The following is a 14047-nucleotide window of genomic DNA, read 5'->3' as shown; positions in this document are numbered from 1 at the left end:
GCACTTGATGGGCTAAAAAGCAGCAAAGCCAGATAAAACACAATAAATTCGAATGTGGAAGGTCGATTTTAAGCGAGTTTCCGCGTATAAATGTTCCTTTGCTCTGTTGTGTGGAATGACCACTGACAGCTTGGAAATTAGTAAATAATTAAGAGATTGGGAAATTCATTATGCGTACCCATTACTGTGGTAACCTGAACAAGTCCCTGGCGGGACAAACTGTAGAATTGTGCGGCTGGGTAAACCGTCGCCGTGATTTAGGCGGTCTTATCTTTATCGATATGCGAGATCGTGAAGGCGTCGTTCAGGTTGTTGTCGATCCAGATATGAAAGATATCTTTCCGATCGCTAACCAACTGCGTAATGAATTCTGTATCAAATTTACTGGTGAAGTGCGTGTTCGTCCTGACAGCCAAGTAAATAAAGATATGGCGACGGGTGAAGTTGAGCTTTACGCAACTGGCCTAGAGATCATCAACCGTTCAGAAGCGCTTCCACTGGATTTCAATCAAACGAACTCTGAAGAACAGCGTCTTAAGTACCGTTACATCGATCTTCGTCGTCCAGAAATGAGCGATCGTATTAAGCTTCGTGCACGTGCTTCTAGCTTCGTTCGTCGTTTCCTAGACGAGAACCTATTCCTAGACATCGAAACACCAGTACTAACTAAAGCGACACCTGAAGGCGCTCGTGACTACCTGGTACCAAGCCGTGTTCATAAAGGTAGCTTCTACGCACTTCCTCAATCTCCTCAGCTGTTCAAGCAACTGCTGATGATGTCTGGTTTTGACCGTTACTACCAAATCGTTAAATGTTTCCGTGATGAAGATTTACGTGCTGACCGTCAGCCTGAATTTACTCAGATCGATATCGAAACATCATTCCTGTCTTCTCAAGAAGTGCGTAACATCACTGAAAAGCTAGTTCACGATATGTGGAAAGAACTTCTAGATGTTGAACTGGGTCAATTCCCAGTAATGCCTTTCTCTGAAGCGATTCGTCGTTTCGGTTCTGATAAGCCAGATTTACGTAACCCACTAGAACTAGTAGACGTTGCTGACTTAGTTAAAGACGTTGAGTTCAAAGTATTCTCTGGCCCTGCGAACGACGAAAAAGGTCGCGTAGCAGTAATCCGAGTACCGGGCGGCGCTAAGCTGACTCGTAAGCAAATCGACGGTTACGCAGAGCACGTAGGTATCTACGGCGCGAAAGGTCTAGCTTGGATGAAGGTTAACGACCGTGCTGCTGGCATGGAAGGTATCCAATCTCCAGTTGCTAAGTTCCTAAACGAAGACGTAATCAACGGTCTTCTTGAGCGTACTCAAGCTGAATCTGGCGATATCATCCTATTTGGTGCAGATAAAGCGAACATCGTTGCTGAAGCAATGGGCGCACTTCGTATCAAGCTAGGTGATGACTTAGAGCTAACAGACAAGAAAGCGTGGGCTCCTCTTTGGGTTATTGATTTCCCAATGTTCGAAGAAGATGGCGAAGGCAACCTTCACGCAATGCACCACCCATTCACATCACCACTTGGTGTGAGCGCGGAAGAGCTAAAAGCAAACCCAGCTGCAGCTAACTCTGATGCCTACGATATGGTAATCAACGGCTACGAAGTCGGCGGCGGTTCTGTACGTATTCACAGCGCAGAGATGCAAACGGCTGTATTCGGTATCTTAGGTATCGAAGCAAAAGAACAACAAGAGAAGTTCGGTTTCCTACTTGAAGCACTTAAGTACGGTACGCCGCCACACGCAGGTCTAGCATTCGGTCTTGACCGTTTAGCAATGCTTCTTTGTGGTACAGAGAACATCCGAGACGTTATCGCATTCCCGAAAACAACAGCTGCAGCATGTCTATTAACAGACGCGCCGAGCCTAGCAAACCCAGCATCACTGGAAGAGCTAGCAATCGCTGTTAACTTAGCGAAGAAAGAAGACTAATCAAACGATTAAGCTCAACTTTCTAATTAAGCTGTGAGTTTTCAATAGAGCTTAAGTCTTAGATAGCACTTAAGCTTTAAACAATACTTAGTTTTTGTTAGAACTTTTTCTTTCGCAGAACAACGAAATGCCCGTTAATTTGACGGGCATTTTTTTTTGCGTTCGATATACTAAGCTCATAAAGCATGTATAAATAATCAGTATTTGAAGTTATGTCTATTATCTTAGGGATTGACCCTGGTTCTCGCATTACCGGCTATGGCGTGATTCGTCAAAATGGTCGCCATCTATATTACTTAGGTAGCGGTTGTATTCGCACCTCTGAAAAAGAACTACCAGGCCGCCTCAAACAAATCTACGCCGGTGTGAGCGAAATCATCACTCAGTTTCAGCCAGATGTGTTTGCGATCGAACAGGTCTTTATGGCGAAGAATGCCGATTCAGCACTTAAACTGGGTCAAGCTCGTGGTAGTGCGATTGTAGCAGCGGTGAATGCAGATTTACCTGTACATGAATATGCGGCTCGTTTGATCAAACAAGCGGTGACGGGTAATGGTGGCGCTGATAAGTCTATGGTTCAGAATATGGTGATGAGTATGCTCAAACTACCCGCTAAGCCACAAGCCGATGCAGCCGATGCTCTAGGCGTAGCGATCACTCACGCCAACACCAATAAAACCTTGGTAGCTCTTGCTGGTAAAGCGACAGGCGCGAGAAAAGGGCGTTACCGTTAATTCCATCCCTCTACTTTCTAAAAGCTTGCATTACATGAGCCTTACGCCTCGTTTGGCTCATATCAAAACAATACGCCCTAAATCCTTGATGAAATGAGATCTTTCGAACAGAACCCAGATAATAACATTGCGTATCATTTAACATGTTATTAACATTGGTCGGAGGTCTTACAAGTTAATCAAGGATGATCACTGATGAACCCAATCAAGCTGTGGCGCGCGTTGTTTCTACCTAAAAGCAATGGGTGGAGTAACAACGAAGTCAGACAAGCCGATATCTTATTACTCTTCACTTTTATTGCATTCTTCGTGGGTGTTTATAGCTTAATCAAGTGGACTAAGCACGAAGAGCAACTTCTGATCGCCACATCTGTATTTCTTATCGTATTCGAACTGATCTCTGCACTGCTACTTCGTGTGACGAGTAAGCCGAGCCTTGCACTTAACTTTGGTTTTGTCGGCATGGCTGTCCACGCGTTGAACATCATTTATCAAAGCGGTGGAGTTGTGGCTTCCACTCAAGCTTATTGGGTGCCTTTGTTAGTGGTCGCTTTTTTCTTATCAGGAACACGAATTGTGGCTTTGGTATGGAGTGGGCTGGTTATCGGTGTTTCATTAGTGATGACCTCAGCACATCTCAATGGATTTGTATTTCCTCAGCTTGAGCTAACCCCTGATGCGGTAGTGGTAGAAACTTGGTCCGGCGTGATTATGCCGCTGGTGGTGATCTGTATTGCTCAAGCCTTTACCGCTAAGCAAAAAGAGGTGGCCATCGAAATGGCAGAGGATGCGATTTCAGAAAGCCAACACGTTGCCAATCAAGCGATGCAAAGTGAAGGTCGGCTCTCTATCGTGCTCGACCAAGCCAATTCGAATTCAGAGAGTCTACAGGGTGTTTCGGTTCATTTGGATCAGCAGTCACAAGACTTGCATGCTCAAGTCGAAGTGTTGAATGTCAATTGTGAATCTCAAGCGAGCGCTGCAGAAGAGATGAGCCAACAACTCCATCAAATGACTCAAGGCATCGAAGAATCCAATTCATTTGTAGGTGAACTGAAAGAGCGTAGCGAAGCGGTTGGCACTAAAGCACAAAAGAGCTCAGAGTCACTAGAAGCTTCAACCGATGCGATCAGTCAGATCATTCAAAGTAATCAAAAGATCATGAAAGTCGCCGATTTGATCACTTCGGTTGCTGAGCAAACCAATCTATTAGCACTCAACGCGGCAATCGAAGCAGCTCGTGCAGGTGAGCAAGGAAGAGGCTTTGCTGTGGTAGCTGATCAGGTAAGAGAGCTATCGGCGAAAAGCAGTCATTCGGCGATAGAGATTCGAACTCTGTTAGACCGCAGTAAAGAAGAAGTTGAACACGGCAGAGCAATCATCGAAACCACGGCGAGCGAGATGAACGGTATCATCTCAGAGGTGCAAACCATCTCAACAGATGTTAATCAGCTCACCAATATTATGGCGATGCAGATGAATTCGTTAAAAGAGCTCGATATCGCCAGTTCAGAAGTGGCGCAAAGTGTGGCGGAAACTAAATCAGTGTCAGGCTTAGTCGCGAATTATGGTTCTGAGCTAACAGGTCATGTGACTTCGGTTAAAGAATTGGTCGCGAGCTTGAACAGCGTGGTCTCGCAAGCCAAACAAGCCTAAATAATTCACTTCAAAAAACACAAAGAACTGGATAAGTATCCAGTTCTTTTATATTCTGTCCTTCAAATTAAATTCCATCAAGAGAGTGAATTGTGATCGGACGTCTCCGCGGTACATTAATAGAAAAACAGCCACCAGAATTATTGATTGAAGTCAGTGGTGTTGGTTATGAAGTTCAAATGCCAATGAGCTGTTTTTATGAGTTACCAAACGTAGGCGAAGAAGCAATTATCTACACTCATTTTGTGGTACGTGAAGATGCTCAGCTACTTTATGGTTTTAACACCGTTAAAGAGCGTGCCTTGTTCCGTGAAGTGATTAAAGCGAATGGTGTCGGTCCTAAACTTGGTCTTGGTATCCTTTCTGGAATGACGGCAAGCCAATTCGTTCAGAGCGTTGAACGTGAAGATATCTCTACGCTGGTTAAACTGCCGGGTGTTGGTAAGAAAACGGCAGAGCGTCTGGTTGTTGAAATGAAAGACCGCTTGAAAGGGTGGGGCACAGGTGATCTGTTTACGCCTGCAACGGATGCAGCGCCAATGGACTCGATGCCAGCGGTTCACGATGCTGAAGAAGAAGCCGTAAGCGCACTACTTGCGTTGGGTTATAAACCGACTCAAGCCTCTAAAGTTGTTGCTCAAGTGGCTAAAGATGGCATGACCAGCGAACAATTGATTCGCGAAGCACTGAAGTCGATGGTTTAATACCTCATATACTTGTTCTAGAAAATAGACTCATTCACTTTGCCTGTACGCAGAGTTAGGAATAACAGAATTTATGATTGAAGCCGATCGCCTGATTGCACCGGATAATCCGGTCTTTAAAGATGAAGATGTTATCGACCGTGCAATACGTCCAAAGGCGTTAGCCGACTATCAAGGTCAGGACCACGTTCGTAACCAGATGGAGATTTTCATTCAAGCAGCCCAAATGCGAAATGAAGCTCTGGATCATCTGTTGATTTTTGGCCCTCCCGGTTTAGGTAAAACCACGCTTGCGAACATTGTTGCTAATGAAATGGATGTGAGCATCCGCACGACTTCAGGTCCGGTTTTAGAAAAAGCGGGCGACTTAGCCGCGCTATTAACCAACCTCGAAGAAAACGATGTGCTTTTCATTGATGAGATCCACCGCTTAAGCCCTGTGGTTGAAGAGGTTCTGTATCCAGCAATGGAAGATTACCAACTGGATATCATGATTGGTGAAGGCCCTGCGGCACGTTCTATCAAGATCGACCTTCCTCCTTTTACTTTGATTGGTGCAACCACTCGTGCTGGCTCACTGACATCGCCATTACGTGACCGTTTTGGTATTACTCAGCGTCTTGAGTATTACAAGGTTGAAGACCTTCAAAACATCGTTCAGCGCAGCGCAGATTGCCTTGGACTTTCATTGGAGTCGGATGGGGCATTAGAAATTGCTCGTCGTGCTCGTGGTACACCGCGTATCGCGAACCGTTTATTACGCCGTGTACGAGATTACGCGGAAGTGAAAGCCGACGGACATATTTGCCCAGACGTAGCGGATAAGGCACTCAATATGTTGGACGTTGATGCCAAAGGCTTTGACTACATGGACAGAAAGCTTCTACTTGCGATTATGGAGAAGTTTGGTGGTGGTCCGGTCGGTATCGATAACATGGCAGCTGCGATTGGTGAAGAAAAAGATACGATTGAAGATGTATTGGAACCGTATTTGATTCAGCAGGGTTATCTGCAAAGAACACCAAGAGGTCGAATTGCTACCGACAGAGCGTATTTACACTTCGGAATAGACAAACCCTCAAATCGTTAACTTATTCATTTCTAAAGATCCCAGTTGCATAAGCGCTGGGATTTTTTGGTTTTTATTGAATAACAACTCTTTGAGCAAATCGATAAAAAGGCTAAATATCGAAATTCAAAAATGGAAACTTTGATTTCAAGTTTGATTTAGCTAACAAAAAATGAAATAAACTGTCATATCTTTTGTTAATACTTTATGGGTAGTTGTAATTTGGATGTTGAAGTGGTGCTGAGCTTTTGTCACAGATATCATGCGCGGTTATTAACAACGCTAAAATTGGTGTGATTTTAATCATGATTGTTTAAAAATAACTCTAATTTGCTTGAATAAAATTGATACAAATCAACGCAGACTTCTCCTATAAACCTTTTGAAACATACTGATTTTACCAGTAATATTAGCGCCAGCTATATTAGCTCATGCTTAACAATAATCTAACTATAACGGTACGTTTTTGCTACAAATTTCAATTTGTAATAACAATTATATAAATTGTTTTAACATGGATATTTGCGGTGAATAATCACACAAGTGTCATTCAGCCGACACAAAGGAGTTACCATGATTGATGTTGTTGATCTGTCGCGATTGCAGTTTGCATTTACAGCGATGTATCACTTCCTATTTGTTCCACTGACTTTAGGTATGGCATTTCTTCTTGCCATTATGGAGTCAGTATATGTAATGACTGGCAAACAAATTTACAAGGACATGACCAAGTTCTGGGGTAAATTGTTTGGTATTAACTTTGCTCTTGGTGTAGCGACAGGCTTAACCATGGAGTTTCAGTTTGGTACGAACTGGTCTTACTATTCTCACTACGTTGGAGACATCTTCGGTGCTCCGCTAGCTATTGAAGCGCTTGTTGCATTCTTCCTAGAGTCTACTTTTGTTGGTCTTTTCTTCTTCGGTTGGGACAGATTGTCAAAGCGTCAGCACTTAGCGGTAACGTGGTTAGTAGCACTTGGCTCTAACTTCTCAGCGCTTTGGATCTTGGTAGCGAACGGCTGGATGCAAAACCCAGTGGGTGCGGAATTTAACTTTGAAACCATGCGTATGGAAATGGTGAGCTTCGCTGAAGTTGTACTAAACCCAGTAGCGCAAGTTAAATTCGTACACACAGTGGCGTCTGGTTACACAACGGGTGCAATGTTCATCCTTGGTATCAGCTCATACTACATTCTTAAAGGTCGTGACCTTGCCTTTGCTCGTCGCTCTTTTGCGATTGCTGCATCTTTCGGTATGGCGGCGATCCTGTCAGTAATCGTGCTAGGTGATGAATCTGGTTACGAGCTTGGTGAAGTTCAAAAAGTGAAGCTCGCTGCGGTAGAAGCAGAGTGGCACACTGAAGAAGCTCCAGCAGCATTTACTGTTTTTGGTATTCCAAACCAAGAAACAATGAATACTGACTACGCAATTAAAATCCCTTACGTAATGGGTATCATCGCAACGCGTTCGCTTGATACTGAAGTAACGGGCCTGCGTGACTTACGTGATGATCACGTTGATCGTATCCGTACTGGTATGTACGCATACGAGCTGCTTGAAAAGCTACGTTCAGGCGACAAGTCTGAAGAAAACATTGCAGCGTTCGACGAAGTGAAAGGTGACCTAGGTTACGGTCTGCTTCTTAAGCGCTACACAGACGACGTTGTTGATGCAACAGAAGATCAAATCCAAATGGCTGCGGATGATTCTATCCCAACAGTTTGGCCTCTATTCTGGTCATTCCGTTTGATGGTGGCTTGTGGCTTCATCATGTTGTTTGTATTCGGTGCGGCATTTGTTCAAACGTGTCGTCAGAAGATCGAACAGAAACCATGGATACTTAAAGCTGCGCTATTCTCAATCCCACTGCCTTGGATTGCGATCGAAGCGGGTTGGTTCGTTGCTGAATTTGGTCGTCAACCATGGGCGGTTGGTGAAATCCTACCGGTTAATGTGGCTGCATCAGCACTAACTATTGAACAGCTTTGGACTTCTCTATTCGCGATTCTGGCACTGTACACAGTGTTCTTAATTGCTGAAGTTTACCTAATGCTGAAATTCGCACGTAAAGGTCCAAGTAGCTTAAAGACAGGCCGTTACCACTTTGAACAAAACGATAACTCTGTTGAAGACAAAGTTAGCCGTTCAGTCGAAGTATAAGTGAGGGAATATTATGTTTGATTACGAAAGCTTACGACTTATTTGGTGGGTATTGATCGGTGTTCTACTGGTTGGTTTCGCCGTAACTGATGGCTTCGATATGGGTGTTGCAGCCCTTTCACCTGTTATCGGTAAGAGCGACACTGAACGTCGTATTATGCTAAACACGATTGCCCCTCACTGGGATGGTAACCAAGTTTGGCTTATCACTGCGGGTGGTGCATTGTTTGCTGCATGGCCACTGGTTTACGCGACATCTTTCTCTGGTTTCTACTTCGCAATGTATGCGACGTTAGCAGCGCTTTGGTTACGACCACTTGCTCTTGATTACCGTTCTAAGATTGAAGATCCAAAATGGCGTAAGACTTGGGACTACGCACTTTGCTTTAGTGGCACAGTTCCACCGATCATTTTCGGTGTGGCATTTGGTAACCTATTACAAGGTGTTCCATTCGAACTGAACGAATTCATGATGTCTAAGTACCATGGTACGTTCTTCGCTCTGCTAAATCCGTTTGCATTGCTTTGTGGTGTGTTGGCTCTGATGTTGTTCGTGATGCAAGGTGCAACATGGCTTCAAATGAAGACAACAGAAGAGCTGCACAGTCGCGCTCGTAACGTTGCTCAGATCACTGGCCTAATTGCTATTGCTCTATTCGTTATTGGTGGCTTCTGGGTTCAATCTATCGAAGGCTATGTAATTACAAGCACTATCGATACGTTTGCTGATTCAAACCCACTAAACAAAGAAGTATCACTTCAAGTTGGTGCTTGGATGACAAACTTCGAAACGTATCCAGCAATGTGGGCTGCACCGATTCTTGGTGTAGCAATGCCACTGCTTGCTGTGATTGCATCTCGCTTTGAGCGTGGTGGTTTCGCATTCTTGTTCTCAAGCCTATCTAACGCTGGTGTTATTTTAACGGCTGGTTTTGCAATGTTCCCATTCGTAATGCCATCTAGCCTGAACCCTAGCCATAGTTTGACTATGTGGGATTCAACAGCGAGTGAGCTAACGCTTGGTCTTATGACCGGAGTTGCGGCGGTAATGGTTCCTGTGATTCTGGGCTACACGACTTGGACATACTACAAAATGTTTGGTCGTCTAGATAAGAAACACATCGAAGATAATGACGTTTCAGCTTACTAAGCTAGAAGTTAAATAACTTAGGAGAAATTTTATGTGGTATTTCGCATGGATTTTGGGTGTACTTCTAGCATGTGCATTCGGCATCATCAATGCTCTTTGGCTTGAGCATTCAGAAATGATGGATAAAGACAGTGAGTAATCTCGCAGAGCAAGTTGCTAAATTGCATCAACCAATGGATAAGACTCTGTTAAGAGCTTTATCCTTAATATTGGGTTTCATGCATGTTGGTTTAGTAATGTGGGATCCTGAAACGTATGCGGCAAGCATCGGTGGCTTTAACGCTATCATTGGGCCTATGTTCATCTGGGCTGTATGCTCGAGCATGGTTTATGGTATCGGTTTTAAACCAAGAGCTTGGATGTGGCAGTTATTATTCAGCCCTTACGTTTCACTCACGATTTTGCTCTATCTAACCGTGCTGCGCCTTATCTAAATGGGGTTGTGGATTAGGTTTATAACAAAGTAAACCTAGGTAGCTGTTGGGTTTTTAGCCAAAAAGAGGTCATCTTATACAGATGGCCTTTTTTTTCGTCTTTCAAATCAAATAAATCACTGCCATATACTTTTAATGATAAAGAGTTAGGTTATAGTGAGATCTTTATCGTTTTGGGTTGTGGTAGCAAATTGCAGGGATTATCTAAGCCATTTACTTGGCCTGTGACAGTGTATTACGAAGACACCGATGCTGGTGGGGTGGTATATCATGCCAACTATCTTAAGTTCTTTGAGCGCGCTCGAACTGAGATGTTGCGCTCAATTGGCGTCTCTCAGCAAGTCTTGTTAGAACAAAATATCGGTTTCGTAGTCCGACATATGGACATTGATTTTATTCAAGGTGCGCGGCTTGATGATTCTTTACAAGTCATTACAAATATTTACGAGTTGAAGCGAGCTACCTTGGTCTTCTGTCAAGAGATCGTAAATCCTGATGGCAAGGCATTGTGTAAAGCAATGGTTAAGGTAGCATGTATCGATAATCAAAAAATGAAACCCAAAGCAATGCCAACATTTATTCTCACGGAGCTAACGAATAGTGACTGCTGAAATCTCAATCTTAGGCCTAATATTAGAAGCTAGCTTACTAGTTAAGATGGTCATGCTGATTCTTATGGGCATGTCTGTTGTTTCTTGGGCAATGATCATAAAAAGAAGTAAAGTATTATCTCAAGCTTCTAAACAAACAGAAGTCTTTGAAGACAAATTTTGGTCTGGCGTTGATCTTGCTAAATTGTACCAAGAGAGCAATAAACGCAAAGACGAGCTTTCTGGTACTGAAGAAATCTTCTACGCAGGCTTCACCGAATTTGCACGCCTTCGTAAATCTAATGCCACTTCTCCTGATTTCATTATGGAAGGCACTGGTCGTGCAATGCGCGTTGCGGTTGCCCGTGAAGTGGATGAGCTAGAAACCAATTTACCTTTCCTAGCGACCGTCGGTTCTATCAGTCCTTATATCGGCCTTTTTGGTACGGTCTGGGGCATCATGCACTCATTCATCGCACTAGGCGAAGTGAAGCAGGCGACACTCGCTATGGTTGCACCTGGTATTGCAGAAGCTCTGATTGCAACAGCAATGGGTCTATTTGCTGCTATTCCTGCTGTTATGGCTTACAACCGCTTCAGTAGCCGAGTAGGTAAACTCGAACATAACTATGCGACTTTCTCTGAAGAGTTTCACAGTATTCTTCACCGTCAAGCGATGGCTGGCAGGGAATAATAGATGGCTGGATACCAACCTAAAAAACGCAAAATGACGGCAGAGATTAACGTTGTACCTTACATCGACGTTATGCTGGTTTTGCTGATTATTTTTATGGTGACCTCACCATTCGTCACACAAGGTGTTGATGTTGAATTGCCAAAGGCTTCAACGGCTAAATCAGCTCAAGATTTACTGGGTGACGAGAACGCGAGCTTCATTATCGTTGAAGTGAACAAAGACGGTGAGCTTGGCTTGAGCGTTAACGATGAAGAGGTTCAACGAGGCCTGTCAATTGAAGACATTATTGTTCGGGTTAAAGCGGAATTGTCTCTGAATCCTAACTCTCCAGTGGCGGTCGGCGGTGATGCCGCAACGCCTTACGCTGAAGTTGTTTTATTACTTGATGAATTAAGCCGTGCAGGTGTGCCAAAGGTTGGCCTTTTAACGGATATAAGGGAATAGCTCCGTAGCATTCATGAAAGCGAATAATAAAAAATCCAATAATTTCAAAACGCCGCTTCTAATTTCAATCGGGCTGCATGTCATTCTATTCGTCGCTCTTATTTGGGGAGCAGACTTCACGATGTCAGAACCTAAGCCAACAGGGCAGATGGTTCAGGCGGTCGTGATTGACCCTCAGTTAGTTCGCAAGCAAGCCCAACAGATTCGTCAACAAAGAGAAGCTGCGGGTAAGAAAGAACAAGAACGGTTAGACAAGTTACGTCGTGAGAGCGAACGACTTGAAAAGAATCGTAAAGCGGAAGAAGAAAACATCCGCAAGCTGAAAGAAAAACAAGCCAAAGAAGCGAAAGCGACGCGAGAAGCTGAAAAACGCCGAGTTGAAAAAGAGAAACAACGTAAAGTCGAAGAGGCTCGTTTAAAGACAGAGCAAAAGAAAGCCGCGAAAGCAGAAGCTGATCGTAAGCTAAAAGAAGCCGCTGTGGTTAAGGCGGAGAAAGAACGCAAGGCCAAAGAAGCGGCTGTCGCCAAAGCTGAACAAGAACGCGTGGCAAAAGAAAAAGCCGCGAAAGAGGCAGCAGACAAAGCTCGCAAAGAAAAAGAAGCCGCTGAACGTGCTGAAAAGCAGCGTATAGCGAAAGAGAAAGAAGCGGCGGTAGCAGCAGAGAAAGCCCGTAAAGCAAAAGAAGCTGCAGCAAGAGCCGAAAAAGAGCGCAAACAACAAGAAGCAGCATTGAACGATATCTTTGCTGGGCTTGAAACTGAGTCGACTCAAAACTCTTCGGCTAAACAACAATTTATTAGTGATGAAGCACAGCGTTACGGTGCGATTTATACTCAGCTTATTCAACAGAACTTATTGTTAGAAGACAGCTACAGAGGACGCTCATGTCGAGTGAACCTTAAGCTCATTCCAACGGGTTCGAATGCGATTCTGGGAAGCTTGAGTATTTTGGATGGAGACAGCCGTTTGTGCGCAGCAACCAAGCGTGCCGTGGCACAAGTGCAATCTTATCCATTGCCCAAAGACCCAGACATTGTGAAATCACTGAAAGACATCAACTTAACTGTATCACCAGAGTAAAAGGACGAACTTGTGTTAAAAAAACTATTACTGAGTTTTGTTTTCGTAATAGCGACAAGCAGCCAGTTTGCACATGCAGCGCTGGAGCTGGTTATTACAGACGGTATAAACTCTGCTAGACCTATTGCCATCGTGCCTTTTCGTTGGGAAGGCGCAGGACCTTTGCCACACGATGTATCAGCGGTTATCGCTTCTGACTTACAACGTAGTGGTAAATTCAGCCCAGTTGCAACAAGCAAAATGCCTCAAACGCCTTACAGCGAAACAGAGGTCGACTTTGATGCTTGGACTAACCTAGGCGTTGATTCATTACTAACCGGTAGCATTACTAAAAATGCTGAAGGGCAATACGTCGTCAACTACCAGTTGATCGACATTGTTCGTGGTCAGCTGACCAAAGGACAAAGCCGTGCGTTAAGTGATGAAGGCCAACTGGTACTTTCTAAAGACCACGTTTTGTTCAACAAGAAAGCGACGGTTCCGGGTAAACGCTTGAGAGAGTATGCACACCGTATTTCTGATTTAGTGTATGAAGAACTGACTGGTGAGAAAGGCGCGTTTTTAACTCGTATCTCTTACGTAGTAGTGAACGACAAAGATAAATACCCATACCAACTTCGTGTTGCTGATTACGATGGTTTCAACGAGCGTTTAGTACTTCGCTCTAAACAACCTCTTATGTCACCAGCATGGTCTCCAGACGGTAAGAAGCTGGCTTATGTAAGCTTCCAAAATGGCCAAGCTGAAATATTCATTATGAATATTTACACCGGTGAACGTGAGAAGGTGACGTCATACCCTCGTCACAATGGCGCGCCAAGATTCTCGCCAGACGGTAAGACATTGGCATTGGTATTGTCGAAAACAGGCAGCCTTCAAGTGTACACACTTGACCTTGCTAGCCGTAAGCTGACTCAAATTACCCGCGGGCGTTCTAATAATACTGAACCATTCTGGCACCCAGATGGCAAGTCTCTTATTTTCACGTCGGATCGTGGTGGTAAACCTCAGATTTATAATGTAAATTTGTCCAATAATTCGACTTCTCGTATTACTTGGCAAGGTAGCCAAAACTTAGGTGGCCAGATCACCCCTGATGGACGATTCCTAATTATGGTAAATCGTAGCAACTCAGGTTTTAACTTGGCTAAGCAAGATTTGGAAACCGGTGCGGTTCAGGTGCTAACAAAAACACTGTTAGATGAATCTCCAAGTATTGCACCGAATGGAGGTATGGTTATCTATAGCTCTATTTACAACAAAACAAACGTGCTATCGATGGTTTCTATCGATGGTCGTTTTAAAGCTAGATTACCGGCAACCAACGGGCGCGTAAGAGCGCCTGCATGGTCACCGTTCCTCTAATTAAAGTGATACATTCTTTT

General features: G+C 44.1%; 14 protein-coding genes. All 14 read left to right on the top strand.

The genetic code is table 11. The features are described from left to right. Positions 1-170: 170 nt before the first annotated feature. The 14 genes from aspS to tolB all read left to right on the top strand — a co-directional run bounded on the left by aspS (position 171) and on the right by tolB (position 14027). On the top strand, positions 171-1943 hold the full coding sequence (gene aspS / locus OW495_RS09210; RefSeq protein WP_065111059.1) for an aspartate--tRNA ligase: 1773 nt from the start codon (positions 171-173) through the stop codon (positions 1941-1943). Between the two features lie 212 nt (positions 1944-2155). After that, complete coding sequence (gene ruvC, locus OW495_RS09205; RefSeq protein ID WP_004736470.1) at positions 2156-2677, top strand: crossover junction endodeoxyribonuclease RuvC; 522 nt, start codon at positions 2156-2158, stop codon at positions 2675-2677. Positions 2678-2872: 195 nt separating this feature from the next. Further along, positions 2873-4333 (top strand): methyl-accepting chemotaxis protein, encoded by a 1461-nt coding sequence (locus OW495_RS09200; RefSeq protein ID WP_289886124.1) that lies wholly within the window; start codon positions 2873-2875, stop codon positions 4331-4333. A 92-nt stretch (positions 4334-4425) separates the two neighbouring features. Then, positions 4426-5037, top strand: a complete 612-nt coding sequence (gene ruvA, locus OW495_RS09195; RefSeq protein WP_102465795.1) for a Holliday junction branch migration protein RuvA — start codon at positions 4426-4428, stop codon at positions 5035-5037. A 73-nt stretch (positions 5038-5110) separates the two neighbouring features. Continuing rightward, positions 5111-6127, top strand: coding sequence for a Holliday junction branch migration DNA helicase RuvB (gene ruvB, locus OW495_RS09190; protein ID WP_017105751.1), 1017 nt, complete (start codon positions 5111-5113; stop codon positions 6125-6127). Between the two features lie 552 nt (positions 6128-6679). Beyond that, positions 6680-8266, top strand: a complete 1587-nt coding sequence (gene cydA, locus OW495_RS09185) for a cytochrome ubiquinol oxidase subunit I (RefSeq protein ID WP_029223557.1) — start codon at positions 6680-6682, stop codon at positions 8264-8266. A gap of 13 nt (positions 8267-8279) precedes the next feature. Continuing rightward, positions 8280-9416, top strand: coding sequence for a cytochrome d ubiquinol oxidase subunit II (gene cydB, locus OW495_RS09180; RefSeq protein ID WP_017111035.1), 1137 nt, complete (start codon positions 8280-8282; stop codon positions 9414-9416). Between the two features lie 31 nt (positions 9417-9447). Further along, positions 9448-9555, top strand: a complete 108-nt coding sequence (gene cydX / locus OW495_RS09175; protein ID WP_000270284.1) for a cytochrome bd-I oxidase subunit CydX — start codon at positions 9448-9450, stop codon at positions 9553-9555. Next, entirely contained in the window at positions 9548-9850 is a 303-nt protein-coding gene (gene ybgE / locus OW495_RS09170) for a cyd operon protein YbgE (protein WP_017111034.1), read from the top strand. Before cydX ends, ybgE begins: the two co-directional genes overlap by 8 nt. Positions 9851-10023: 173 nt before the next feature. Then, a complete protein-coding gene (gene ybgC / locus OW495_RS09165) occupies positions 10024-10461 on the top strand; it encodes a tol-pal system-associated acyl-CoA thioesterase (protein ID WP_017105747.1) in 438 nt (145 codons plus the stop codon). Then, complete coding sequence (gene tolQ, locus OW495_RS09160; RefSeq protein WP_017111033.1) at positions 10451-11134, top strand: protein TolQ; 684 nt, start codon at positions 10451-10453, stop codon at positions 11132-11134. The genes ybgC and tolQ overlap by 11 nt, the downstream gene beginning before the upstream one ends. Before the next feature lie 3 nt (positions 11135-11137). Then, positions 11138-11581 (top strand): protein TolR, encoded by a 444-nt coding sequence (tolR, locus tag OW495_RS09155; protein WP_017105745.1) that lies wholly within the window; start codon positions 11138-11140, stop codon positions 11579-11581. Between the two features lie 13 nt (positions 11582-11594). After that, positions 11595-12662, top strand: coding sequence for a cell envelope integrity protein TolA (gene tolA, locus OW495_RS09150; RefSeq protein WP_102514506.1), 1068 nt, complete (start codon positions 11595-11597; stop codon positions 12660-12662). A 12-nt stretch (positions 12663-12674) separates the two neighbouring features. Further along, positions 12675-14027 (top strand): Tol-Pal system beta propeller repeat protein TolB, encoded by a 1353-nt coding sequence (gene tolB, locus OW495_RS09145; protein WP_065111061.1) that lies wholly within the window; start codon positions 12675-12677, stop codon positions 14025-14027. Positions 14028-14047 lie beyond the last annotated feature (20 nt).

This window comes from Vibrio sp. 14N.309.X.WAT.E.F5 (assembly GCF_030397615.1).
In the GTDB taxonomy this organism is placed as follows: Bacteria; Pseudomonadota; Gammaproteobacteria; order Enterobacterales; family Vibrionaceae; genus Vibrio; species Vibrio lentus.
This window is presented reverse-complemented; position numbering and strand designations above follow the sequence as displayed.